The organism is Pectobacterium odoriferum, assembly GCF_009931295.1.
Classification (GTDB): Bacteria; Pseudomonadota; Gammaproteobacteria; order Enterobacterales; family Enterobacteriaceae; genus Pectobacterium; species Pectobacterium odoriferum.
This window is the reverse complement of the sequence record NZ_CP034938.1, coordinates 4,553,496-4,577,708: the sequence shown is the minus strand read 5'-3', so window position 1 is coordinate 4,577,708 and position 24,213 is coordinate 4,553,496. Positions and strand designations below refer to the sequence as shown.

Genomic DNA, 24,213 nt, shown 5'->3' with positions numbered 1-24,213 from the left:
CACTGACAAAGACGCTTTTTCGCTAAGCTAAGCACAAAATATGCGATTCGATATCTTGCTAAAGGCAGGGCGTCGGGCAAACTTGAATTTTTCTCAATGCATGACGATCCACGGCGTAGCATAAACGCGCGAACCGACATAAAGGCGAGGTGTTTTACCCGTCTGCGCGTGCTTCCGCTTTGACCGTCACACGACATATCAAGGGATTATGAACTTAACACTTAACGACAAAGAGCTGGCGCTGTCGCCGTTCGAGATACTGATTAACGCGATCGAGAAGGGTGAGCTGCTGCCTGGTGAACGTTTGCAGGAAACACGGCTGGCGCAGCAGTTTGGGCTAAGCCGTACGCCGATTCGTGAGGCGCTGCATCGGCTTGAAGCGCTGGGATTGGTGGAACCGGGCCCGCAGCGCGGGCTGATGATTGCGCAGATCAGTTATGAGCGGCTGCGTCAGCTTTTCGCCGTGCGTGAAGGGTTAGAAAGGTTAGCGATGGAACTCGCCGTGGCTTCTGCGTCGGCAGAAGAACTGGAACTACTGCAAGATATGGTTGAAGTGGAGAAGACGCTCACCGATAGCAGAAAACTGCACGATCACAACCGTCTTTTCCATCGGCAGATTTATCGGGCGACGCATAATCCCTATCTGAACGAGATGCTGGAAAATCTGCGTATTCATCTGTCACTACTGCGCGGAACCACCTATGAATCGACGGAACGTACCGAGGAAGCGCGGCGTGAACATCAGGCGATTGTGGAAGCGTTGGTGCGGCGTGATAAGGACGCCGCACAAGAGGCGGCTTGCCAGCATATTCGTAACGGTTACCGCGCCCGGTTAAGCATGTTGAATCAACAGCTTTGATAAGGCTGTCGGAAAAACACGACACTCTAGGGGCTCTGCTGTCGCAAAAAAGAGACATTTAATTCGTTGATTATTAATGATTAATATTTTACATAACAAATTCGTCTCTGAATGGCGACAGGTTTTGTGAGCGCGATCTCGTTTTTGTCGCCCATCGCGTCTTGCGCTCTCTCCCAGTGGATAAATAAAAATATTATTGATTATTAGCTGGTTAGGTTTACTTTATGAAGTGTTGATAATAAAATTATGCATGTTGGCATAATTTATGCTTAAATAAGCGTGTAGATGCTCATTCCACCTTCTATGTTTGCTTCGGCTTCATAATCCTGGGAATGACGCAGAGCCAATTTGAGGTGCCTATCGTCCAACTCCAGATGAAGATGCAAATCTCCATCGGGCCTTCCGGACATAACGTTGAGTGAGGCACCATTCTGTTGTCTGACAGACCTGATATTTTCAACGCTTACCGTTTATCGGTAAGCGTTTTTTTTCGTCTGAGGAAAATGTTCGGTAACCGCCCTCTGTCGGGCTATTCAGGACGGGTCATACAAAAGAATAAGGCTCCAAAAAGGAGCCTTATGAAAGGAACCGCGCAGTGACTAGTCGGCAGGCTGCTGTAGCGTGAGCAACAGCCCTTCGCGCCGCATCTGTGCCGCTTCATCCGGCAGACGCAACCGATCGAGTGCGTCGGCACGCCAGGCATAATCATAAGCGTCTGGGCGTAACTCTAGCGCGGTACGGAAGGCATCGCTGGCCTGCTGCCATTCGCCGTGTTTCATCAGCAACTGACCTAACGTACTGCTCAACAGCGGCGTTGCTCCCTGTTGCTTAATGTACTGATGCAGTACTTTTTCCAGCTGTTCTGGGTTTCCGGCTTTGAGGCGTGGCATCCGCAGGATCAAACGTTCGTCATACTGGCGTTTGAGACCGTCGAGAATGATCTTCTGAGCGGTATCATGATCGTCACACTCGATCAGATGCTCAACCATCGCGACCTGGAGCGGGATCTCATGGCGAACTTTACGGCTCTGATTATTCCACCACGACTTCAGCCCTTCGCTGCCGCCATCCGCCATCGCTTGATTCATCAGACCGATATAGGCCTGCTGTTGTAGATCCAGCAAACGCGCTTCAGGGTACAGGTTGATCTTGCGCATCGCAGGTAGAATATCGAGCAGCGCGCTATAGGCGTGAGCGCGCAGGAAAGCCTGTTCCGCTAAACGCAGAACCTCAGGGTGGCGAGGCGCGACCTCCAGCAGTTTGTCCACGCCGTGACGTGCAGCATGATCTTCATTACGCGCCAACTGAATACGCACGCGCGTAATATCCACCGGAAGCTGATCGGTATCTGCAACCTCGGCGGCACGCTCCAGATATTGCTTGGTGCGGAACTCGTCACCACGCTGCTGGGCGGCTTCGGCAGCCAGCAGGTAGTTAACCACGGGCTGCTCTGCATGGTCGGCATTGCGAGTCAGCAGCTTCTCTACCTGTAAATAATCGCCCTCGGCCAGCTTGAGCAGTGCGGCTTTGGTCTGTTTGCTGGCGCGACTACGCTTGCGGCCGAGGAACCAACCGCGCGTGCGGGAACCGGTACGAAAGATCCGGCGGAGCACCCATTCCACCGCCAAAAAGGCGAGGAAGAACAGCACCAGCATGATGACTAGGCCGGTTACGCTGGTTTGAATGTCGTAGTTATCCGTCTGGATCAGAACATAGCCTTGGTGACCCGCAACGATCGGGCCGATCACCACGCCTGCGATCAGGATCAGGAACAGCAATAAGACTTTCAGCATGTTCACTCTCCCTGCTGTGTGGCTGGCGCCTGAGCCAGCAGGTTACGAACGCGCGTTTGCATCAGCTTTTCCAACAGCACCTGACTTTGTAGCTCCGTTGGGACATCCAGTGAAACTGACTGCTGGCTTAAGGTATCAAGCTGATCCAAAAAGGCCTGCGTCGTGGGGTCGGTGGTATTGAAGTAAGCACGAACCCAGGTTGCTGCCGTTTCCAGCGACTGTTTGTACACTTCATTCTGGTGGCGAGGAATGGCCTGTGCGGCAACCAGCAGACGTGAGCGGATATTCTCGCGCAGATACACATCCTGATTCGGTGCCAGCAGCGGCTCGGCCGCGCTGTCACGGCGGCGAATGGTGATAAAATCAGCCAGGAAATTGTGCCAGCTCTTGCTTAGATTTTGTCGCCACTCGCTCAAAGAGGCGGACAGCTCTGTGCTGTTGGCATCCATCGGTGCTTCATCGGTGTTGTTGTCGGCGAGCTGTAAGTTGTCCAACTGATCGGTGAGCTGATTTACTTTCAGGATAATGCCGTCAAAATCGACCTGACTGACGCCTGCCAGTGCACCGATATCGTTGGTCAGCGCGCGGCGGATTTCTATCAGGCTGGGATCGTTCATTTCCGCCAGACTAGCATCCGCGCTTTTCAGCAACGCGCCTGCGGTGGTGACGTCTTTGTCGCTCCACAGCTTGCGCCCTGCCAGTTTCACCAGAAAATCTGCCTGAGCGATTAGCCAGGTATTGGTGTCATGGCTGGAAAGCGCCGCCAGCTTATCGCGCAGCTCGTCTGATTGACGCGTTAGCGCCTCAAGACGCTGTGCGGCAGTCTCCTGTGCTTTGCTTTGCTGTTGTTGAGCGTCCAGCCATTGCTGCTGCTCTTGCTTGTGCTGCTGCTGCAATGTGTTTAACTGCGTTTCCAGGCGTTGAAGCGCGGCAGTTTCTTTCTGCGCCTGCTGGTGGCCGTGGTAATACAATCCCGCGCCTATTGCCAGCGCAATCACAATCGCGATCGCCCCTAGCACGGCACCGCTACGTTTGGGCTGCGGTGCGGGATCCTGCTGCTGATGCGCGGGTTCAACCCGTTCAGCAACCTCGTCGGATGGAGCTGTGGGGGTATTGTGTTCCGTCATAATGGTACATCCCATGATCAGGTTTATTGTAGTGCGCGCACGAGCGCATCGTTATCGGCGTTATCGGCCACTCGAATATCGCGCCAGCCAAGCTGACGAGCCTGTTCTGCCAGTCGTTCGCTGACGACGATCAGTTGGCAGCCGAGTAACCAGGAAGCCCGATAGTAATCAGGTACTAAAGTATAGATCCGTTGTAGCATTTCTCCGCTGGTGATCACCAGTTTGTCGATGCCTATTTGTTGCCAGTGGCGGCTTTGCTCCGGCCCATCATAGTGAACGTCCCTACGCTGATAGCATTCACAGTAGGTTACCTGCGCGCCTCGCTCGGTTAGCGTCTCTCCCAGCAGTTCCCTTCCACCATTGCCACGTAATAATAGTGCACGTTTCCCAGCAACATCTTGTAGGTCAGGCAGTTGCAATAGCGTTTCGCTGGTTTCGCGCTCAGGCGGATAGATTACCGGATGTGCGCTGATTTTATGTAACGCCAGTGCCGTGGTACGGCCGATGGCGTAATAAGCGAGGTGGGCAGGCCAGCTGATACCCGTACGTGCCAGCATCGGATCGGCGTAATGAATCGCGTGTTGTGAAAGCGCAAACACCAGATCGTCGGCGCTCAGTGCCTGTAATAGTGAAGGCAGGCTGGCGAGTTCTCGTCCGGGTGAAAACTCGATCAGCGGGCTGTGCCAGGCGTTATAGCCGAGCTTTCTTAAACGGGTCACCAGTTGTTCGCCAGTTGGTGACGGACGGGTAACCAGAATAGTCATGATGAGCTTGACCCGTGATAAACGGCTTGAAGGATGGCGCTGGCACCTTTTGCCAGTAGCTCTTCAGCCAGTGCAATCCCGAGTTGTTCGGCATCGGAGACGCTTCCTCTCCGTTCGCCGACGATCATTTGGCTGCCGTCTGGCGCGCCAACCAGCGCACGCAGCCACAGTGTATCGCCTTCCAGTTCGGCGTAGCTGCCAATCGGTACCTGACAGCCGCCTTCAAGGCGCACATTCATCGCGCGTTCAGCCAGTACGCGGGCTGCGGTAGCGGGGTGATTGAGCGGGGCAAGGCGTTGACGGACATGTTCGTCACCCAAACGGCATTCGATGCCGATAGCACCTTGTCCGACGGCTGGCAGAGATTCCTCTGGGCTTAACGCACAGCGGATGCGCTCTTCAAGGCCGAGACGTTTCAGACCGGCGACGGCAAGAATAATGGCGTCATACTCGCCGTTGTCCAGTTTTGACAGGCGTGTGCCGACATTGCCGCGCAAATCACGAATCACCAGATCGGGGCGTCGGGCGCGCAGCTGGCACTGACGGCGCAGGCTGGAGGTGCCGACGCAGCTGCCTTCCGGCAATTGTTCGAGGCTGTCGTAATGATTGGAAACAAAAGCGTCGCGCGGGTCGTCGCGTTCGCAAATGGTGGTCAGGCCGAGGCCATCTGGGAATTCGACGGGCACATCTTTCATGGAGTGGACGGCAATATCGGCACGCCCTTCAAGCAGCGCCAATTCCAGCTCTTTAACAAACAATCCCTTACCGCCGACCTTCGCCAGTGGCGTATCGAGGATGATGTCGCCGCGGGTTACCATCGGCACCAGTTCCACGTGTAAATCTGGGTAGAGGTGATTCAGACACTGCTGAACATATCGTGCTTGCCACAGGGCGAGCGGGCTTTGTCGGGTAGCAATTCTAATAATATTGGCTAACATGCTTGATACCGTTTTTATCATTTTCCGCCATCGTATCATTGATGGTGCGTTGGTGTCAGGTTGTGAGCATTAGCGGTGCGCCTTTTAAAACGGTCTGAAATTCGGGTGCCGCAACTATAGATATACTCTAAATAATTCAAGTTTCAGGAAGGCGGCAAGTGAAGGAATCCCGATGAGCTTACTCAGGTAAGTGATTCGGGTGAGTGAGCGTAGCCAACGTACATGCAACTTGAAGTATGACGAGTAAGAAGCCGTGCTGATGCAGTCGGGTAGGGAAATTCATAATAAAGCAAGATAGGTAAGTCTAACTTTCTTTACTTTCTTTACGCCCAATCAGCAAGGTGTTAAATTGATCACGTTTCCAGCAATAATTCGCTAAACATTCTTCTAATTTCATGATGCGGATTTGGAACACGGGGTTTTTCTAGGCACTGGGATAAATCAGGCGAAACGTCTTGTACTTCTACATCGAGACTTTGAAGCAAAGACTGGATGCGATCAACCAACTGCGTGTTGACCGTGCTCTGGGAGCAATGAAGCCCGCTTTTCAGCAGGTTTACAGTCTTCTGCCCATTTTATTACATCATCATCACCCGTTGATGCCAGGCTACCTTGAAGGCAAGGTGCCTCACGGTATCTGCACTCACACGCCTGATGAAAAACAACAACAGTACCTTGATGGCATCGCGTTGCGCTGGGGTCAGTTTGACGGTTCTCATCCGCAGGGTGAACTGCCGATCACGGGCATCTATTCCATGGGAAGTACCTCATCTATCGGGCAGAGCTGTAGCTCCGATCTTGATATCTGGGTGTGCCACCAATCCTGGCTGGATAGCGAAGAACGTCAACTTCTACAGAAGAAATGTACGCTGCTCGAGCAGTGGGCAGCAGCGCAGGGCGCTGAGGTCAGTTTCTTCCTGATGGATGAAAGCCGCTTCCGCCACAATGAAAGCGGCAGCCTGAGCGGTGAAGACTGCGGCACCATGCAGCATATCCTGTTACTCGACGAATTCTACCGTACTGCCGTGCGTATGGCCGGTAAGCGTATTCTGTGGAACATGGTGCCGGTCGAAGAAGAATCCCACTACGACGAATATGTGCTGTCGCTGTACTCACAGGGGGCGCTGGCTCCTAACGAGTGGATGGATTTAGGCGGCTTAAGCACGCTGTCGGCGGAAGAGTATTTCGGCGCGAGTCTCTGGCAGCTCTATAAAAGCATCGATTCTCCTTATAAAGCCGTACTGAAAACGCTGCTGCTGGAAGCCTATTCCTGGGAATACCCGGACACCAGTCTGCTGTCGACCGAAATTAAAAAACGCCTGCATGATGGAGAGATCGTCTCTTTCGGCCTCGATCCTTACTGCATGATGTTGGATCGTGTGACGCACTATCTGACGGCGATCAACGATCCCACGCGCCTCGATCTGGCGCGTCGATGTTTCTACTTAAAAGTCTGTGAAAAACTCTCCAGAGAAAAAGCCTGTGTCGGCTGGCGTCGCCAGATTCTGAGCCAACTGGTGCAAGAATGGGGATGGAGCGACGAACATCTGGCCATGCTGGATAACCGCGCTAACTGGAAAATCGAACAGGTACGCGAAGCACATAATGAGCTGTTGGATGCGATGATGCAGACCTATCGCAACCTGATTCGCTTCGCCCGCCGCAATAATCTGAGCGTCAGCGCCAGCCCGCAGGATATCGGTGTGTTGACCCGTAAACTGTACGCTGCGTTTGAAGCGCTGCCGGGTAAAGTTACCCTGCTGAACCCACAAATTTCGCCGGATTTGTCGGAGCCGAATTTAACCTTCATTTATGTTCCACCGGGTCGCGCGAACCGTTCGGGCTGGTATCTGTATAATCAGGCACCGTCGATGGATGCGATCGTCAGCCATCAGCCGCTGGAATATAACCGCTATCTGAACAAACTGGTGGCGTGGGCGTATTTTAACGGCCTGCTGACGCCAAGCACGCGTCTGTACATTAAAGGCAACGAGCTGTGCGACATCACGCGCCTGCAAGCGCTGGTGGACGACGTCGCCAGTCACTTCCCGCTGCGCCTGCCCGCACCGACGCCGAAGGCGTTGTACAGCCCGTGTGAAATTCGTCATTTGGCGATTATCGTCAATCTGGAACACGATCCGACGGCGGCCTTCCGCAATCAGGTCGTGCATTTCGATTTCCGTCATCTGGATGTTTTTAGCTTCGGCCAGCAGCAGCAGTGTCTGGTTGGTAGTATCGACCTGCTGTATCGCAACTCGTGGAATGAAGTGCGTACGCTGCATTTCAGCGGCGAGCAGGCGGTGTTGGAAGCGTTGAAAACCATTCTGGGCAAAATGCATCAGGATGCCGCGCTGCCGGAATCACTGGAAGTCTTCTGCTACAGCCAGCACCTGCGCGGGCTGATTCGTACCCGTGTGCAGCAGTTGGTGTCCGAATGCATTGAGCTGCGCCTGACCAGTACGCGTCAGCAGGAGCCTGGGCGTTTCAAAGCGGTGAAAGTCGCGGGTCAAACCTGGGGTCTTTTCTTTGAACGGCTGAGTGTCTCGGTGCAGAAGCTGGAAAATGCGGTCGAGTTTTATGGCGCGATTTCCAACAACAAGCTGCAAGGCCAACCGGTTCAGGTTGAAACCAACCATGTGCATTTACCGCCGGTGGTCGATGGCGTCGCCAGCGAGGGGATCATCCAGTTCTTCTTTGAAGATCTGACAGAAAATCAGGGCTTTAATATCTATATTCTGGATGAGTCGAACCGCGTTGAGGTCTATCACCACTGTGAAGGCAGTAAAGAAGAGCTGGTGCGCGATGTCAGCCGCTTCTATTCGTCTTCGCATGACCGCTTTACCTACGGCTCCAGCTTTATCAATTTCAATCTGCCGCAGTTCTACCAAATCGTACAATTGGACGGCCGTACGCAGGTGATCCCGTTCCGCAGCAGTGCGCTTTCTCATCTGTGCATTACACCCGTGGTGGATGATGAAGCGATGACGATGAAGCAGCGGCTGCAAATCCTCTAGTAACGCTCTGATACTCGGCTTTCAGCGTATTCAGGAAGGGATGTATTGATGGATTCGTTGCAACGCCGAAACCTGATACTGCTGGCGCTCGGACAAGGGCTGACCGGCAGTATTATTTCCCTGATGACGCTGTGTTCTACGCTGGTTGGCGTATCGATGACGCCCGTTCCTTTGTTGACCACGCTACCGATTACCGCGACGGTGTGCGGTGCTGCGCTGATGATCTACAGCGTTTCATCGCTGATGACAAAACATGGCAGGCGCAATGCGTTCATCATCGGCACGCTGATCGGGCTAGTGGGCGCGCTTTTGGCGGCGCTGGCGATTGCACTACACAGTTTCTCCCTCTTTGTCTTTTCGACATTTGTTCTGGGGATGTCCTGCGCCTTCAATCAGTATTATCGCTTCGCGGCGGCTGAGATATTTACCGATAATCAGCAGAAAAACCGGGCGATCTCATGGGTGATCAGCGGCGGTATCCTGGGCGGTTTTCTCGGCCCGTTCGCGGCGAGCCAATCTTCTCAGCTCTGGGCGTCGTACCCGTTTCTCGGCAGTTTTATTGCAGCGGCCTTCATCTGTGTTATCACGTCTCTGTTGTTGCTTGGCCTTAAACTGCCTCCAATGTCCGTTACCACGCCCAGCGCTCAGCGTAGTGAACCGCTGGCGGCGATTCTGAAAAGCCGGGCGTTTGTGTTGGGAACGGCAAGCTGTTCCGTCGGGTTTGTGGTGATGACGCTATTAATGAATTCTGTGCCGCTGGCGATGCATCAGCACCACTTTTCCGTCAGCCACAGCGCGACGGTGTTGCAATGGCATTTTGTGGCCATGTATGCGCCCGCGCTGCTGTTAGTGCTGCTGGCGAAGCGGCTGACGCCGGTTCAGGTTGTGGTGATTGGCATGGTGTGCAACGTTGTCGGGGTGGCGGTAGCGCTGAGTGGCTTGACGTTCTGGCACTTCCTCTTTGCACTGATGTTGTTTGGCATCGGGTGGGCGTTTATGTTCAACGGCGGGACATTCATGCTGAATGCGTTTACCCATTCCTTGCATAAATCCCGTTTGCAGGGGATTAACTCGCTGGTGATTTACGTGCCTAACGCGCTGGCCTCGTTGTCTGCCGGTAGCCTGATGGCGCTGACCAGCGGCTGGCCGTTGGTCAATATGGTGGGTATCGGCATGCTGTTGTTGCTGGTTCTGGGGCTGATCGTTCTGGGACGGCGCTAATGTGTGGAGCGCCGTGAGGTCGTTGAAAGACCGTTACCCGAAGTGAACGGTTTCCCCAGCCTGATCCGAGCAGGCTGCTGACAGCAACGCGATAAAATCTTCACCGCTGCGAGCGCATACCCAGCGTGCTCCCTGACGGTTGAAGTGGTAACCGCCTGCTTTGGTCGCCAACCAGATTTGGTGTAGCGGCTCCTGCCGATTAATCACGATTTTGCTGCCGTTTTCAAAACTCAGCGTCATCACACCGCCGTTGGTTTCGTAATCGATGTCGGCATCACCCCCAAACCGATCCAGTGTTTCTTCCAACTGAAGCATGAGTTCGTCGGCTAATTGGTGGAACTCGCTATCGTTCATTTTCGATTCCTATTGATTTTCATGATCCACCTGCGATTATAGAGAGCATACGAGTATTAATGACAGGTCTTAACGTGATGAAGAACGTATTTCGCCAGTCTTTTCTGGTGTTAGCCGTAGTGAGTTTATTCGGTTGTGGTCTGAAAGGTCCGCTTTATATGCCTGCCGATGGCAAATCCGGTGCGTCAACGACTCAGCAAAATGAGAACCAGCCGCCGCAAAAGAAAACGTCAATGCGTCCTTAGTGCGTGACGACAGTAATAAATAACAGGTCACGCGCCCGGTTAAGCAAGCGGGGGAGTCAGGATAATGCAGTTCGCTAAGATGCACGGGTTAGGCAACGATTTCATGGTTGTTGATGCCGTTACGCAAAACGTTTATTTTTCACCCGAATTGATTCGCCGTTTGGCGGATCGACACTGTGGTGTAGGGTTCGACCAACTTCTGGTTGTCGAGCCGCCCTACGATCCTGAACTGGATTTTCATTACCGCATTTTTAACGCGGATGGCAGCGAAGTGGCACAGTGCGGTAATGGCGCGCGCTGCTTTGCTCGCTTTGTCCGCTTGAAAGGGCTGACCAACAAGCGTGACATCGCCGTCAGTACGCAGACTGGCCGGATGGTACTGTCGGTGACGGACGATGAACTGGTGCGCGTCAACATGGGCGAACCGAATTTCGAGCCGCAACAGGTGCCTTTTCGCGCGGTCAAAGCCGAGAAAACCTACATCATGCGTGCCGACGAGCACACGGTGCTGTGTGGCGTGGTGTCGATGGGCAACCCGCACTGTGTGATTCAGGTTGAGGATGTGGACACGGCGAAGGTGGAAACGCTGGGGCCGTTGCTGGAAAGCCACGAGCGTTTTCCCGAACGTGCCAACATCGGTTTTATGCAAGTGGTTGATAGCCACACTGTCCGTCTGCGGGTGTATGAACGTGGTGCGGGAGAAACGCAGGCGTGCGGTAGCGGCGCGTGTGCTGCTGTGGCGGTAGGGATCCAGCAGGGGTTATTGTCCGCGAACGTTCGCGTATCTCTGCCGGGCGGGGAGTTGGATATCCAGTGGGATGGGCCGGGACATCCGTTATTCATGACCGGGCCTGCAACGCATGTCTACGATGGATTTATTCATTTATGAAGAATGTCGAGGAACAGGCAGAACGCGAGATCGCACTCAGTGACGAGATGGTTTTGCAGTTCCTGCAACAGAATCCCGATTTTTTTATCCGCAATGCGCGTCCCGTCGAGCAGATGCGTATTCCCCACCCCGTCAGGGGAACCGTGTCGCTGGTGGAATGGCAGTTGGCACGCCAGCGTAACCACATTACTCAGCTTGAGGAAGAAATCACGCTGTTGATGGAACAGGCGGGCGCGAACGAAGTGCTGTTCAATCGCCTGCTTGGGTTACAAACTGAATTGGCATCAGCGGACAGCCTGACAGACATGTTGGAGCGCTTGCAGCGTTGGGCGCGTCAGCTTGGTCTGGCGGGCGCAACGGTGCGTCTGTTCAGCGATAAATGGCGCCTTGGCGCGCCTTCTGGTTTCACCCACCTTGGGCTAAACCGCTCCACTTTTGAACCGTTGCGCATTCAGCGCTTCGGACAGCATAACCACTATCTTGGCAGTCTGAACGGGCCAGAGCTGTTGCTTCTGCTACCGCAGGCCAGACAGGTTGGGTCGGTAGCGCTGTCGCTGATGGGAAATCATCACGATTTGGGCGTGCTGATTTTCAGCAGCCGTGACAGCCATCATTATCAGGATGGCATGGGAACCGTGCTGCTCCAGCAAATGGCCATGATGCTGCCAGCGATGCTGGCGCGCTGGGTTGAGCGGGTATGAGCCGGCAGCCCGCGCCATCGGAGGCCCCTTCCTCTTCGCCGTTACAAACCGATGTTGATGCGTTCCTGCGCTACCTGAAAGTCGAACGTCAGCTAAGCCCGCTGACGCAGACCAGCTACTTACGTCAACTGTCAGCGGTTATCACGATACTCTCCGCGGCGGGTGTGGCTGACTGGCGCAAGCTGGACGCCTCAGGCGTGCGTTCCGTGGTGTCCCGCAGTAAGCGCGATGGGCTTCATTCCAGCAGTCTGGCGCTACGTTTATCGGCATTACGCAGTTTTCTCGACTGGATGGTGTCACGCGGTGCGCTGGTGGCAAACCCGGCTAAAGGGGTATCCACGCCGCGAGCGGGTCGTCCGTTACCCAAGAATATGGATGTGGATGAGACGAATCGCCTGCTGGAAATCAATGTGGACGATCCCCTTGCGGTGCGCGACCGTACGATGCTGGAAGTGATGTACGGCGCGGGGCTGCGTCTGGCGGAGCTGGTCGGTATGGATTATCAGCATATCGATCTGGCAAGCGGTGAAATCTGGGTGATGGGGAAAGGCAGCAAAGAGCGCAAATTGCCGATAGGAAAAACGGCGGTAACTTGGCTGGAACGCTGGCTGGCGCTGCGCGAACTGTTTGGCCCGCAGGATGATGCCGTGTTTATTTCCAATCAGGGACGACGCATTTCGATGCGCAACGTGCAGAAGCGTTTCGCCGAATGGGGAATTAAGCAGGGCATCAATAGCCATGTTCATCCTCATAAATTGCGCCACTCCTTTGCGACGCACATGCTGGAATCCAGCGGCGATTTACGAGCGGTACAAGAACTGCTTGGCCACGCTAACCTGACCACGACGCAGATTTACACCCATCTTGATTTTCAACATTTAGCCTCCGTGTACGATGCCGCGCATCCACGCGCCAAACGAGGGAAACCCTGATGCATTTTTACCGATCTCTTGGCCCGATCCGGGCGATCACGTTCGATCTGGATGACACGCTGTACGATAACGCGGACGTCATTCGGCGCACGGGGCAAGAGTCAATCCACTTTCTGCAACAGTACCATCCTGCCCTTCGTGATTTTCAGGCCGATGACTTTCAGAACCTACGCCAGACCTTGCTTGAGCGCGAGCCGGACATTTATCACGACGTGACCGAATGGCGTCGTCGTGCGGTTGAGCTGGCGATGTTAGAACGCGGCCTGAGCGCCGCCGAGTCGAAGGATGGCGCAAAAGCCGCAATGGAAAATTTCGCCCACTGGCGCAGTCAAATTGCGATTACCGAAGAAACGCACCAGACGTTGGCAGCGTTAGCCGAGAAAGTGCCGCTGGCGGCGATCACCAATGGCAACGCGGAACCACACCGGTTCGGCCTCGATCGCTATTTTTCTTTCATCCTGCGCGCTGGCCCGCACGGCCGTGCTAAGCCGTTTGATGACATGTACCATCTGGCGGCGCAAAAGCTCAACCTGCCTGTGCATGAGATCCTGCACGTCGGTGACGATCTCACGACCGATGTCGCAGGGTCGATCCGCTGTGGTATGCAGGCCTGCTGGATTAACCTGCGTGAAGGCAGCCTGACGCAGATTGATGATGCCCGACTGCTGCCGCATATTGAAATTTCGCGGTTGGCATCGCTGTCGGCATTGTTATAATTACGGCATTAGTCTGTATAAGAGCTAATCCTTCATTTGCCATTTTGAACCTGGGCAGTGCTCGAAATCCTCACGTACTATGTGTACGCTCCGGTTTCTGTGCGCTGTCCGTGTCCAAACTGGCTGCACCAATAACGCCTACTGGGATAGGCTCTACATCACCAGTGGAAATGCCTCTTGTGCGGTGTTTCCCGCCACCGGATAACCCGTACCTATGGACGTTTCTGATCTGCTCGATGGCCTCAACGACAAACAGCGTGACGCGGTAGCCGCGCCGCGCAGCAATTTATTGGTGCTGGCAGGGGCAGGCAGCGGCAAAACTCGGGTACTGGTACACCGCATTGCCTGGCTCTTGTCCGTCGAAAACTGCTCACCGTATTCCATCATGGCAGTGACGTTTACCAACAAAGCGGCGGCGGAGATGCGCCACCGTATCGACCATCTGATCGGCACCAGTCAGGGCGGCATGTGGATTGGTACTTTCCACGGGCTGGCACACCGCCTGCTGCGTGCGCACCATATGGATGCCAATCTGCCGCAGGATTTCCAGATTCTGGACAGCGAAGATCAGCTGCGCCTGCTGAAGCGCCTGATTCGGGCGCTCAATCTGGATGAGAAACAGTGGCCACCGCGTCAGGCGATGTGGTTCATCAACGGGAAGAAAGATGAAGGCCTGCGCCCGCAGCACATTGAAAGCTACGGCAACCCGATCGAGCAAACGTGGCAGCGCGTGTATCAGGCCTATCAGGAAGCGTGCGATCGCGCCGGACTGGTAGATTTCGCTGAACTGCTGCTGCGTGCGCACGAGCTGTGGCTGAACAAGCCGCATGTGCTGAATCACTATCGCGAACGTTTTACCAATATTCTGGTGGACGAATTTCAGGACACCAACCGTATTCAGTATGCCTGGATCCGCATGCTGGCGGGCGACAGCGCCAAGGTGATGATCGTCGGGGATGACGACCAGTCGATTTACGGCTGGCGTGGAGCGCAGGTCGAAAATATTCAGCTGTTCCTGAAAGACTTCGCCGGCGCAGAAACGATCCGTCTGGAGCAAAACTATCGCTCGACCAGCAATATCCTGAAAGCGGCGAATGCGCTGATTGCCCACAACGGCGGGCGACTCGGCAAGAACCTGTGGACCGATGGCGCAGAAGGTGAACCCATCTCGCTGTATTGCGCGTTCAACGAACTGGATGAGGCACGTTACGTCGTCAACCGGATTAAAGCCTGGCAGGAAAATGGCGGTGCGCTGAGCGATAACGCCATTCTGTATCGGAGCAACGCCCAGTCGCGCGTGCTGGAAGAGGCGTTGTTACAGCAGAGTATGCCGTACCGTATCTACGGCGGCATGCGCTTCTTCGAACGGCAGGAAATCAAAGATGCGCTGTCTTATCTGCGCCTGATCGCTAATCGTAACGATGATGCGGCGTTCGAGCGTGTGGTGAATACACCGACACGCGGCATTGGCGATCGTACGCTGGACGTGGTGCGCCAGACGGCGCGCGATCGTCAGTTGACGTTGTGGCAATCCACGCGGGCGCTGTTGCAGGAGAAAGTGCTGGCTGGGCGCGCGGCGGCCTCGCTGCAACGCTTTATCGAACTGATTGATGCGCTGGCCTATGAAACCTCTGAGCTGCCGCTGCATATTCAAACCGACCGGGCGATTAAGGATTCTGGCCTGTGGAGCATGTACGAACAGGAAAAAGGCGAGAAAGGGCAGGCACGAGTAGAAAACTTGGAGGAATTGGTGACGGCTACGCGCCAGTTCAGCTATCAGGAAGAAGATCAGGATCTGATGCCGCTTCAGGCTTTCCTGTCGCATGCCGCGCTGGAAGCAGGCGAAGGTCAGGCAGACGCCAATCAGGACGCGGTGCAGCTTATGACGCTGCACTCGGCGAAAGGGCTGGAGTTCCCGCAGGTGTTTATCGTCGGTATGGAAGAAGGCATGTTCCCAAGCCAGATGTCGCTGGATGAAGGTGGGCGTCTGGAAGAAGAGCGTCGTTTGGCTTATGTCGGCGTCACGCGTGCGATGCAAAAGCTGACGATAACCTACGCTGAATCCCGCCGTTTATACGGCAAAGAAGCCTATCATCGGCCTTCCCGATTTGTCGGCGAACTGCCGGAAGAGTGTGTTGAAGAAGTGCGGCTACGTGCCAGCGTCTCCCGCCCTGTCAATCACCAGCGCCTCGGCACACCGATAACGCAAAATGACAGCGGCTACAAATTGGGGCAGCGGGTTCGCCATGCCAAGTTCGGTGAAGGCACGATCGTGAATCTGGAAGGCAGCGGCGATCATGCCCGCCTTCAGGTTGCGTTTCAGGGGCAGGGTATTAAATGGCTGGTCGCCGCCTACGCCAGACTGGAAACGGTGTAATCGTCACGATGCGACCAGGAGTATGACGGGGTTATATAACTTATAAAAACCCTGTCTTAGTCTTTATCATCATTTTCGACAATGCTAGGTGCCTGCCGCGTATCCATGGATGTGTGGTATCACAATAAAAAAGGAGCCTGCCCATGACGCTAGACCAGATTATTGCCGAGTTACAGAAGAAAAAATGGGTCGATCTCACGCATACGGTGGCGGAGTCGATCCCTATTTTTAGCGCGTTTGAAGGCGTGTTGCAGCGCAAAACCTTATTCAACGTTGAAGAGCATGGCTTTTTCGCTCAATCCGTGACGTTTGCGACACAGACGGGGACGCATATTGATGCGCCGGGGCATTTCGTCGCGGGCAAGCGCTATCTGGATCGCATTGATAATAAAGAGCTGTTGCTGCCGCTGGTGGTGATCCACAAACAAGACGCCGTCGCGCACGATCCCGATTACCGCCTATCGGTCGATGACATTCTGACGTTTGAGCACGAATACGGGGAAATCCCGTCAGGTAGCTTTGTCGCGTTTGCCAGTGGCTGGAGCACGCGCTGGCCCGATATTGACGCCTTCGCCAATAAAGATGAAGAAGGAAACAGTCATACGCCGGGGTGGTCGCTTGAGGCGCTGACGTTCCTGTTTGAAGAGCGCGGCATTAGCGCGGTCGGGCACGAAACGCTGGATACGGATTCCGCCGCTGATTTCCGTCGCAACAACGGGCTTATCGGCGAGTTCTTCGTGCTGAACCAGAATGCCTGGCAGGTCGAGGTACTGAATAACCTGCATCAGCTACCGTCTACCGGCGCTTATATTCACGTTAGCTACCCTAATTTTGCCGGTGCACCCGGTTTCCCTGTCCGTGCCATCGCCTATTTGCCCGACAACGACTGACAGATAAACGCAGTTCTTTTTTACTCTGAGGACTGCGTTTTTTACCACTTTCCGCGCCGAATTTATTGGATAAACCTTATCCATTTGACCAATATTTTACAGCGTGTTTCAGCCGCGGTTTTAAAGTTGAAGTCTTTTTCATCTCAGCGTAACATGCGCGCATCATTATTCTCGGAGGACTAACGCCTTGGACACACCCAGTCGATACTGGCTCACTAACCTGTTCATTAGGTACAACTTCTAAGGCTATCTTCCTCTGCTGATACCCTTCGTGGTTGTCAGCGATGCTGTTTTTGTCGCTACGAGTCAGATCCGTCGAACGGACTGAAACCTGCTGGTGACACCTCACCTCTGTTTCTGTGCTTCAATCGCGTTGTCCATCTCTGCTACTGAAAGGGGAGCTATGGCACATGCTGAGCGCATTTAAACTGGATAATTGCCGTTTATCTCGTCTGGAACTGGATGACTCCGATGATCTCACCACGTCAGTTTGGGTCGATTTGATCGAGCCGGAAGACGGTGAGCGTGAAAAAGTACAAAACGAACTGGGACAAAGCCTGGCAACCCGTCCGGAATTAGAAGACATTGAAGCGTCGGCGCGTTTTTTTGAAGATGAAGACGGCTTGCACATTCACTCCTTTTTCTTTTTTGAAGACGCTGACGATCACGCCGGTAACTCGACCGTGGCGTTTACTATTCGCGATGGTCGCCTGTACACCCTGCGCGAGCGTGAGCTGCCTGCGTTCCGCCTGTACCGCATGCGTGCCCGTAACCAAACGCTGGTGGACGGCAATGCTTACGAACTGCTGCTCGATCTCTTTGAGACTAAAATTGAGCAACTGGCGGACGAAATCGAAAACATCTACAGCGATTTGGAATCACTGAGCCGCATCATTATGGAAGGGCGTCAAGGTGAAGAGTACGACGACGCGTTGTCCACGTTGGCGGAACAGGAAGATGTGGGCTGGAAAGTTCGCCTGTGTCTGATGGATACCCAACGTGCGCTGAACTTTCTGGTGCGTAAAGCCCGCCTGCCATCCGGTCAGTTGGAACAGGCGCGTGAAATCTTACGCGATATCGAATCTCTGTTGCCGCACAACGAATCCCTGTTCCAGAAGGTTAACTTCCTGATGCAGGCGGCGATGGGCTTCATCAATATCGAACAGAGCCGGATTATCAAGATCTTCTCGGTCGTATCCGTGGTGTTCCTGCCACCGACGCTGGTGGCATCAAGCTACGGGATGAACTTCGAATTCATGCCGGAGCTGAGATGGTCGTTTGGCTATCCGGGCGCGATCGTGTTGATGATCCTTGCCGGACTGGCACCGTACCTCTACTTCAAACGTAAAAACTGGCTCTAAGTTTTCACCGATGCGTCTGACGGAGATTAACCATCAGGCGCATTGCGTTTCTTCCCTTCAATGCAAAACTCCTTTCCTGCTTGATAGTTTGCGACCTTACTATTTCTGTTTATTCTCCAACTATTCTGTTTATACTCGTCATACTTCAAGTTGCATGTGCGTTGGCTGCGTTCAGTCACCCGAATCACTTACGTGAGTAAGCTCATCGGGATTCCTTCGCTTGCCGCGTTATTCGGCCTTATGGCCTCACCCCTTCGGGGTCAGCGCAAGCGCTGTTCAAAAACGCCTTGCCGTTTTTGTCCTGAAACTCGAATTATTTAGAGTATGGAATGGTGGACTGCTTTTCTGTTCTTGCTTTCTATTTTTACTCTTTATTCCTAAACAAGGGTCGTGTGCATGAAAGGGATGTCACCGTGGGTGCAATGGGGAATCCTGCTGGCGGTCTCATTAATTCTGGGGTTTGGGTTACAGGTTTACCACGTTCCCGCTGCGCTGTTGCTGGGGCCGATGATGGTCGGTGTCGTCATGGGGTTAAACGGTGCGACGATTCGCATCCCGCCCGCCTGCTTTGCGGGCAGCAATGCCGTTCTGGGCTGTCTGGTCGCACAAAGTCTGTCATTTTCCATCCTGAAACCGCTGATGAGCGAATGGCCGCTGGTGCTGTTCATTCTGCTCGCGACGCTGGCTGCCAGCGGATTATCTGGCTGGTTACTGGTCAAATTTAGCGAACTGCCCGGAACGACCGGCACTTGGGGAGCATCGCCGGGCGGTGCGTCTGCGATGGTCGCGATGGCCGGAGAATTCGGCGCGGACGTGCGGTTGGTCGCCTTCATGCAATATTTACGCGTCCTGATGGTCACTGCGTCGGCCGCGTTTGTGGCACGCCTGAGTTTGGGCGACGAGGCGGCGGAAAACAGCGCGATGCTGGTCTGGTTTCCCGCACTGGACTGGCGCTTTCTGGCAACGCTCGGCGTGGCGTTTGGCAGCTCCTGGCTGGGAAGACGTTTGCGCATTCCATCCGGTGCGCTGTTAGGGCCAATGATTATCGGCTCGATGCTGCATGCCAGCGGCACCTTGCAGCTGCAAACCCCGGAGTGGCTGCTGGCGTTGGCCTATGCTTTTATCGGCTGGAGCGTAGGGTTATGCTTCACTCGCCCCATCTTTTTGCTGGCGATACGCACGCTGCCGCACATGATGGCATCGATAGTCGGATTGATGCTGCTGTGCGGCGGAATGGCGTGGATGGTGACGAAAATGATGCCGGTGGATATGCTGACCGCCTTTCTGGCGACCAGCCCCGGCGGGCTGGATTCGATTGCGATTATTGCCGCAGGCAGTCGGGTCGATATGGCATTTGTCATCGCCATGCAGACGCTGCGGCTGTTTTCGACGCTGTTGTTCAGCCCGATCTTATCGCGCTTTATTTCCCGTCGTGTTGAGGCTGGGACGTTGTAGCGGGTGTACGCCGTAGCTTACGCTGTGTATAAAGCGCATCCAGAATGAACAGCCCCAGCGCACCCCAGATGAAGGCAAACGTCACCAGTTTGTCGCTGCTAAACGTTTCACCGTAGAACACCACTGCCAGCATAAACATGATGGTTGGGCCGAGGTACTGGAAAAAGCCGAGCGTCGACAGGCGCAGACGCATCGCTGCCGAGGTAAAGAACAATAGCGGTACCGTGGTGACGATGCCCGCCGAGAGCAACAGCAGATTCAGCGACCAAGGGTTGGCTGTCAGGTGGCTGCTTGGCGTGTCGGCAATAAAAAACAGATAAATGACCGCTACCGGCAGCAGCCACAGCGTTTCGATCAGCATGCCGGTTTGCCCGTCGATGCCAATCTTCTTACGCAGCAAGCCGTATAACGCGAAGCTGAATGCCAGCCCGAGCGCGATAATTGGCAGCGATCCGAATGTCCACAACTGAACCAGTACGCCAGTCACGGCGAGTAGTACGGCCAGCCATTGCAGGCGACGAAAGCGTTCGCCCAGAAAGATCATGCCTAGCATGACGTTGACCAGCGGGTTGATAAAATACCCCAGACTGGCTTCCAGCATGTGATGGTTGTTGACCGCCCAGATATACAACAGCCAGTTCCCGCCGATAAGCACTGCCGTTAATGCCAACAGAAACAGATGCTTGACGTTGCGGCAGGCAAGGCTCACCTGACGCCATTTCCGACCGACGGTCAGCAGGATCAGCATAAAGAAGAATGACCAGATAATACGGTGTGTCAGTATTTCATTGGGCGGAACGTGCTCAAGCAGCTTGAAGTAAACGGGAGCAATTCCCCAAATGAAATACGCGGCGAGGGCGAAAAAGATCCCCTCACGGGTTTGTTGCGCGTTCATGGGTGACTCGATAAGGACGGCGGGAAAACGCTAAGTCTACCCAAAACGGTGAGCGCTTTCACGTAAAGTGTTGATGACCATTTTTTCTAACGTAAAGGTTACCCGACAATATAGGTTGCGGTGGCGCTGGCGAGATGTGAACCCTGTTCGTTATGCAATTCGGCGCGTGCAACGGCGATTTTATTGCCGCCGCGGAGCAGCGTGCTGGTAATAGTGAAGTGTTCGCCATAGCCCGGACGCAGATAATCTACCCGCATATCAATGGTTCCCATGCGGGCGAGCCGATGATGAAACTCCTGATCGCTGATCGTCTCATGGCGCAGCAACGTATTGCCGACGCAGACCAGTCCGGCGGCAACGTCCAGTCCGGCTGCAATCACGCCGCCATGCAGAATTTTTTGTGCTGCATTGCCGATGAGTTTCTCTTGCCGGGCGAACGTCAAGACGGCTTTGTCGGCTTCAAACTGCTGTAACTCAAGGCCTAGCTCAATGTTGAAGGGCATCTTGTAAATGAAAATCTCCCCAACGAGCTGGCGTACAATATCTTTGGTTAGTGTTGTTCCCTGAAAGGAGGGTATATCAGCCATAGTTGTTTTCCGTTCGGGTGAAAGATATTCGTTTATTGTAGTTGGTTTGATGCGTTCAAGTTTCTTAGGTGTTTATTTTATTCGCTAATTTTGTTTCTTTCCAGAAAAGGTCGAGAAATGGGAGAACGATAATTCAAACGTCGTTGAACTGTGTAGAATGACGGGCTTGAGTGGGGAATACTCATCACTAATTGGCTAAAACGAGCGTCGGTTAAAACGAACGTCGTATAAAAAATGTCGGAGAAAATGAATGCGTAAAATAGTACTCGTACTGGCGTCATTACTGACGGCACAGGCTCATGCTGAAGACTCAACCAATGCGCCTGCGCCAAATCAACCGGCGGTACGTGGCAGTATTATCGGCAGCCTGTTAGAAGAGCACGAAACCCCGTTTGTTCTCTATCCTTATGAGAGCAACTACATACTGTATACCTATACCAGCAACATCAATAAAACGGCGATACAGAGCTATAACTGGGGCGATGAAGCACGTAAAGATGAAGTGCATTACCAGTTGAGTCTGGGATTCCCGATCTGGCGTGGCATTCTGGGTGATAACTCGTTACTGGGGGCTTCCTATACGCAGCGCTCGTGGTGGCAGTTGTCTAATAAGAGCGAGTCTTCTCCGTTCCGTGAAACCAACTATGAGCCACAGGTCTTTTTGGGCTGGGCAACGAACTACACATTAGCAGGCTGGACGCTGCGGGATGTGGAAACGGGCTTTAATCACCAGTCTAATGGCCGCTCTGACCCGACGTCGCGTAGCTGGAACCGCGCTTATGTCCGCCTGATGGCGCAGAACGGCAACTGGCAGGTTGATGTGAAGCCGTGGGTGCGTTTCTCCGACAGTCAGGATGATAACCCGGATATCATTAAATACATGGGTCATTACCGTTTACGCGTTGGCTACGTGTGGGGGGATAGCGTGTTTAGTGCGGAAGGGCGTTATAACTGGAACAGTGGCTACGGCGGTGGTGAACTGGGCTGGAGCTACCCGCTGACGCGTCATGTCCGTTTCTACACCAAGGTCTTTAGCGGCTACGGCGAATCCCTGATTGATTATAACCATCGTCAGACCCGCTTTGGCGTAGGGGTGACACTGAACGACATGTTCTAACGATCGTGTTTTAGAGACTGGTATTTTAGCGATTGTCGTTTTAACCCTTGTCGTTTTACCAAACTAACGATTGCAGTTTTACCCAACGGCGCTGAAAATAGCGCCTGTTTGATTTCATTGAATTGGGGAAGGCGTGTCTACGGCGGAAGTATTGAATAAGGAAGCGCTGGCAGTTCAGGTTCTGCGGGACACGTTCGGCTACCAGCAATTCCGACCGGGTCAGCAGGAGATTATCAGCGCGACGCTCAGTGGGCAGGATTGTCTGGTTATCATGCCGACTGGCGGCGGTAAATCGCTGTGCTATCAAATCCCCGCGCTGGTGATGGACGGGCTGACGCTGGTGGTGTCCCCGTTGATTTCACTGATGAAAGATCAGGTTGATCAGCTTCAGGCCTACGGCGTCTCTGCCGCTTGCCTGAATTCGACGCAGACGCGCGAGCAGCAGCTTGAGGTGATGGCAGGTTGTCGTACCGGTCATATCAAGCTGCTTTATATTGCGCCGGAACGTCTGACGACGGACAGCTTCCTCGATCATCTTGCCCATTGGCAGATTTCCCTGATCGCGGTGGATGAAGCGCACTGCATTTCTCAATGGGGACACGATTTCCGCCCCGAATACCGGACGCTGGGGCAGATTAAACAGCGCTTCCCTCATCTTCCTTTTATTGCGTTGACCGCTACCGCCGACGAGGCCACGCGTAACGATATCGTTCGCCTGTTGGATCTCCAGTCGCCGCTGATTCAGATCAGCAGCTTTGACCGCCCGAATATTCGCTACACGCTGGTGGAAAAGTTCAAGCCGCTCGACCAGCTCTGGATGTTCGTGCAGGCGCAGCGTGGAAAAAGTGGCATCATCTACTGCAATAGCCGTTCCCGCGTGGAGGACATTAGCGCGCGTTTGCAGGCGCGTGGGTTGAGTGCAGGCGCTTACCACGCTGGATTGGATAACGAACGACGTGCACAGGTGCAGGAAGCGTTCCTGCGTGACGATCTCCAAGTAGTCGTGGCGACTGTGGCGTTTGGTATGGGTATCAACAAGCCTAACGTTCGGTTCGTGGTGCATTTTGATATTCCGCGCAACATCGAATCCTACTATCAGGAAACGGGGCGAGCTGGACGTGACGGCCTCGCCGCCGAAGCTGCGCTGTTCTACGATCCGGCGGATATGGCGTGGCTACGTCGCTGTCTGGAAGAAAAACCGGCTGGGTCGCAGTTGGATATCGAGCGTCATAAGCTCAATGCGATGGGTGCATTTGCCGAAGCGCAAACCTGCCGCCGTCTGGTGCTGCTGAACTATTTCGGTGAAGGACGCCAAGAGGCCTGCGGCAACTGCGATATTTGTCTCGATCCGCCGAAGCGCTATGACGGGCTGGTAGACGCGCAAAAAGCGCTCTCCTGCGTATACCGCGTTGGGCAGCGCTTTGGTTTAGGGTATATCGTTGAGGTGCTGCGCGGGGCGAATAACCAGCGTATCCGCGACTTCGGCCATGACAAACTGCCGGTTTACGGTATTGGTAAAGAGAAATCGCAGGAACATTGGGTTAGCGTGCTGCGCCAATTGATTCATCTGGGCTTGCTGAACCAGAACATCACAATGCATTCTGCGGTACAGCTTACCGAATCTGCGCGTCCGGTACTGCGGGGAGAAATGCCGCTACAGCTGGCCGTGCCGCGTGTAATTAACCTGAAACCCCGCGCCAATCAAAAATCGTACGGTGGAAATTACGACCGCAAGCTGTTTGCCAAATTGCGCAAACTGCGTAAATCCATCGCGGATGAAGACAATATCCCGCCTTACGTGGTGTTCAGCGATGCCACGCTGCTGGAGATGGCCGAAATGATGCCGATCACCGCAGGTGAACTGCTGAATATCAACGGGGTTGGACACCGTAAACTCGAACGTTTCGGTGCGCCTTTCATGAACATGATTCGCGATCATGTCGATAATAATGATGACGAGTGATGCTCGTCTTGTCTG

General features: G+C 54.1%; 22 protein-coding genes. 15 read left to right on the top strand and 7 right to left on the bottom strand.

The window, feature by feature from the left end; genetic code table 11:
* Positions 1 to 208 precede the first annotated feature (208 nt).
* A complete protein-coding gene (locus EO763_RS20630; RefSeq protein WP_010294580.1) occupies positions 209 to 859 on the top strand; it encodes a GntR family transcriptional regulator in 651 nt (216 codons plus the stop codon).
* 599 nt (positions 860 to 1,458) lie between these two features.
* Here the strand turns inward: EO763_RS20630 and hemY are convergent.
* Genes hemY through hemC form a run of 4 tightly spaced genes read right to left on the bottom strand, consistent with a single transcriptional unit; the run spans position 1,459 to position 5,481 of the window.
* Complete coding sequence (hemY, locus tag EO763_RS20625; RefSeq protein WP_161530060.1) at positions 1,459 to 2,652, bottom strand: protoheme IX biogenesis protein HemY; 1,194 nt, start codon at positions 2,650 to 2,652, stop codon at positions 1,459 to 1,461.
* 2 nt (positions 2,653 to 2,654) lie between these two features.
* Complete coding sequence (gene hemX / locus EO763_RS20620; protein ID WP_161530059.1) at positions 2,655 to 3,779, bottom strand: uroporphyrinogen-III C-methyltransferase; 1,125 nt, start codon at positions 3,777 to 3,779, stop codon at positions 2,655 to 2,657.
* A gap of 23 nt (positions 3,780 to 3,802) precedes the next feature.
* Complete coding sequence (hemD, locus tag EO763_RS20615; protein WP_161530058.1) at positions 3,803 to 4,543, bottom strand: uroporphyrinogen-III synthase; 741 nt, start codon at positions 4,541 to 4,543, stop codon at positions 3,803 to 3,805.
* Complete coding sequence (gene hemC / locus EO763_RS20610) at positions 4,540 to 5,481, bottom strand: hydroxymethylbilane synthase (protein WP_161530057.1); 942 nt, start codon at positions 5,479 to 5,481, stop codon at positions 4,540 to 4,542. The genes hemD and hemC overlap by 4 nt, the downstream gene beginning before the upstream one ends.
* A gap of 455 nt (positions 5,482 to 5,936) precedes the next feature.
* Between hemC and EO763_RS20605 the strand changes: the two genes are divergently transcribed.
* A complete protein-coding gene (locus EO763_RS20605; RefSeq protein ID WP_161530056.1) occupies positions 5,937 to 8,495 on the top strand; it encodes a class I adenylate cyclase in 2,559 nt (852 codons plus the stop codon).
* Positions 8,496 to 8,543: 48 nt separating this feature from the next.
* Positions 8,544 to 9,716 carry an MFS transporter gene (locus tag EO763_RS20600; protein ID WP_161530055.1) on the top strand — a complete coding sequence of 391 codons (1,173 nt, stop codon included), beginning with the start codon at positions 8,544 to 8,546 and terminating at the stop codon, positions 9,714 to 9,716.
* A 33-nt stretch (positions 9,717 to 9,749) separates the two neighbouring features.
* Here the strand turns inward: EO763_RS20600 and cyaY are convergent, their stop codons facing one another.
* Entirely contained in the window at positions 9,750 to 10,070 is a 321-nt protein-coding gene (gene cyaY, locus EO763_RS20595) for an iron donor protein CyaY (protein WP_161530054.1), read from the bottom strand.
* A gap of 59 nt (positions 10,071 to 10,129) precedes the next feature.
* Between cyaY and lptM the strand changes: the two genes are divergently transcribed.
* From lptM to EO763_RS20550, 10 genes are all read left to right on the top strand, one after another.
* Positions 10,130 to 10,315 carry an LPS translocon maturation chaperone LptM gene (gene lptM / locus EO763_RS20590; RefSeq protein ID WP_010294557.1) on the top strand — a complete coding sequence of 62 codons (186 nt, stop codon included), beginning with the start codon at positions 10,130 to 10,132 and terminating at the stop codon, positions 10,313 to 10,315.
* A 64-nt stretch (positions 10,316 to 10,379) separates the two neighbouring features.
* Entirely contained in the window at positions 10,380 to 11,204 is an 825-nt protein-coding gene (dapF, locus tag EO763_RS20585) for a diaminopimelate epimerase (RefSeq protein ID WP_014916928.1), read from the top strand.
* Positions 11,201 to 11,905 carry a DUF484 domain-containing protein gene (locus tag EO763_RS20580; RefSeq protein WP_039277683.1) on the top strand — a complete coding sequence of 235 codons (705 nt, stop codon included), beginning with the start codon at positions 11,201 to 11,203 and terminating at the stop codon, positions 11,903 to 11,905. The genes dapF and EO763_RS20580 overlap by 4 nt, the downstream gene beginning before the upstream one ends.
* A complete protein-coding gene (gene xerC / locus EO763_RS20575) occupies positions 11,902 to 12,837 on the top strand; it encodes a tyrosine recombinase XerC (protein ID WP_161530053.1) in 936 nt (311 codons plus the stop codon). Before EO763_RS20580 ends, xerC begins: the two co-directional genes overlap by 4 nt.
* On the top strand, positions 12,837 to 13,553 hold the full coding sequence (gene yigB / locus EO763_RS20570; RefSeq protein WP_161530052.1) for a 5-amino-6-(5-phospho-D-ribitylamino)uracil phosphatase YigB: 717 nt from the start codon (positions 12,837 to 12,839) through the stop codon (positions 13,551 to 13,553). Before xerC ends, yigB begins: the two co-directional genes overlap by 1 nt.
* 214 nt (positions 13,554 to 13,767) lie before the next feature.
* On the top strand, positions 13,768 to 15,930 hold the full coding sequence (gene uvrD / locus EO763_RS20565) for a DNA helicase II (protein WP_039492952.1): 2,163 nt from the start codon (positions 13,768 to 13,770) through the stop codon (positions 15,928 to 15,930).
* 143 nt (positions 15,931 to 16,073) lie between these two features.
* A complete protein-coding gene (locus EO763_RS20560; RefSeq protein WP_161530051.1) occupies positions 16,074 to 16,820 on the top strand; it encodes a cyclase family protein in 747 nt (248 codons plus the stop codon).
* A gap of 187 nt (positions 16,821 to 17,007) precedes the next feature.
* Positions 17,008 to 17,064, top strand: coding sequence for a YsgD/CorL family protein (gene ysgD / locus EO763_RS23995; RefSeq protein WP_349814568.1), 57 nt, complete (start codon positions 17,008 to 17,010; stop codon positions 17,062 to 17,064).
* A 166-nt stretch (positions 17,065 to 17,230) separates the two neighbouring features.
* Positions 17,231 to 18,181: a magnesium/cobalt transporter CorA gene (corA, locus tag EO763_RS20555; protein ID WP_161530050.1), complete on the top strand. Its 951-nt coding sequence runs from the start codon at positions 17,231 to 17,233 to the stop codon at positions 18,179 to 18,181.
* A gap of 396 nt (positions 18,182 to 18,577) precedes the next feature.
* Positions 18,578 to 19,636, top strand: coding sequence for an AbrB family transcriptional regulator (locus EO763_RS20550; RefSeq protein WP_161530049.1), 1,059 nt, complete (start codon positions 18,578 to 18,580; stop codon positions 19,634 to 19,636).
* Here the strand turns inward: EO763_RS20550 and rarD are convergent.
* Together rarD and EO763_RS20540 are read right to left on the bottom strand one after the other, a co-directional pair.
* The gene (gene rarD / locus EO763_RS20545; RefSeq protein WP_161530048.1) at positions 19,602 to 20,531 is read right to left on the bottom strand and encodes an EamA family transporter RarD; all 930 of its coding nucleotides are present in this window, start codon (positions 20,529 to 20,531) and stop codon (positions 19,602 to 19,604) included. The genes EO763_RS20550 and rarD overlap by 35 nt on opposite strands.
* Before the next feature lie 98 nt (positions 20,532 to 20,629).
* Positions 20,630 to 21,118, bottom strand: a complete 489-nt coding sequence (locus tag EO763_RS20540) for a thioesterase family protein (RefSeq protein WP_039492962.1) — start codon at positions 21,116 to 21,118, stop codon at positions 20,630 to 20,632.
* 250 nt (positions 21,119 to 21,368) lie between these two features.
* On the opposite strand from EO763_RS20540, the gene pldA reads away from it, so the two are divergent.
* Both pldA and recQ read left to right on the top strand, forming a co-directional pair.
* On the top strand, positions 21,369 to 22,235 hold the full coding sequence (gene pldA, locus EO763_RS20535) for a phospholipase A (RefSeq protein ID WP_161530047.1): 867 nt from the start codon (positions 21,369 to 21,371) through the stop codon (positions 22,233 to 22,235).
* A gap of 133 nt (positions 22,236 to 22,368) precedes the next feature.
* Complete coding sequence (gene recQ / locus EO763_RS20530) at positions 22,369 to 24,198, top strand: ATP-dependent DNA helicase RecQ (RefSeq protein WP_161530046.1); 1,830 nt, start codon at positions 22,369 to 22,371, stop codon at positions 24,196 to 24,198.
* Positions 24,199 to 24,213 lie beyond the last annotated feature (15 nt).

Bases quoted from the DNA above. Each gene is read 5' to 3' on its own strand.
- EO763_RS20630 (WP_010294580.1), top strand. From the start codon at position 209: ATGAACTTAACACTTAACGACAAAGAGCTGGCGCTGTCGCCGTTCGAG.
- hemY (WP_161530060.1), bottom strand. From the start codon at position 2,652: ATGCTGAAAGTCTTATTGCTGTTCCTGATCCTGATCGCAGGCGTGGTG.
- hemX (WP_161530059.1), bottom strand. From the start codon at position 3,779: ATGACGGAACACAATACCCCCACAGCTCCATCCGACGAGGTTGCTGAA.
- hemD (WP_161530058.1), bottom strand. From the start codon at position 4,543: ATGACTATTCTGGTTACCCGTCCGTCACCAACTGGCGAACAACTGGTG.
- hemC (WP_161530057.1), bottom strand. From the start codon at position 5,481: ATGTTAGCCAATATTATTAGAATTGCTACCCGACAAAGCCCGCTCGCC.
- EO763_RS20600 (WP_161530055.1), top strand. From the start codon at position 8,544: ATGGATTCGTTGCAACGCCGAAACCTGATACTGCTGGCGCTCGGACAA.
- cyaY (WP_161530054.1), bottom strand. From the start codon at position 10,070: ATGAACGATAGCGAGTTCCACCAATTAGCCGACGAACTCATGCTTCAG.
- lptM (WP_010294557.1), top strand. From the start codon at position 10,130: ATGACAGGTCTTAACGTGATGAAGAACGTATTTCGCCAGTCTTTTCTG.
- dapF (WP_014916928.1), top strand. From the start codon at position 10,380: ATGCAGTTCGCTAAGATGCACGGGTTAGGCAACGATTTCATGGTTGTT.
- EO763_RS20580 (WP_039277683.1), top strand. From the start codon at position 11,201: ATGAAGAATGTCGAGGAACAGGCAGAACGCGAGATCGCACTCAGTGAC.
- xerC (WP_161530053.1), top strand. From the start codon at position 11,902: ATGAGCCGGCAGCCCGCGCCATCGGAGGCCCCTTCCTCTTCGCCGTTA.
- yigB (WP_161530052.1), top strand. From the start codon at position 12,837: ATGCATTTTTACCGATCTCTTGGCCCGATCCGGGCGATCACGTTCGAT.
- uvrD (WP_039492952.1), top strand. From the start codon at position 13,768: ATGGACGTTTCTGATCTGCTCGATGGCCTCAACGACAAACAGCGTGAC.
- EO763_RS20560 (WP_161530051.1), top strand. From the start codon at position 16,074: ATGACGCTAGACCAGATTATTGCCGAGTTACAGAAGAAAAAATGGGTC.
- corA (WP_161530050.1), top strand. From the start codon at position 17,231: ATGCTGAGCGCATTTAAACTGGATAATTGCCGTTTATCTCGTCTGGAA.
- EO763_RS20550 (WP_161530049.1), top strand. From the start codon at position 18,578: ATGAAAGGGATGTCACCGTGGGTGCAATGGGGAATCCTGCTGGCGGTC.
- rarD (WP_161530048.1), bottom strand. From the start codon at position 20,531: ATGAACGCGCAACAAACCCGTGAGGGGATCTTTTTCGCCCTCGCCGCG.
- EO763_RS20540 (WP_039492962.1), bottom strand. From the start codon at position 21,118: ATGGCTGATATACCCTCCTTTCAGGGAACAACACTAACCAAAGATATT.
- pldA (WP_161530047.1), top strand. From the start codon at position 21,369: ATGCGTAAAATAGTACTCGTACTGGCGTCATTACTGACGGCACAGGCT.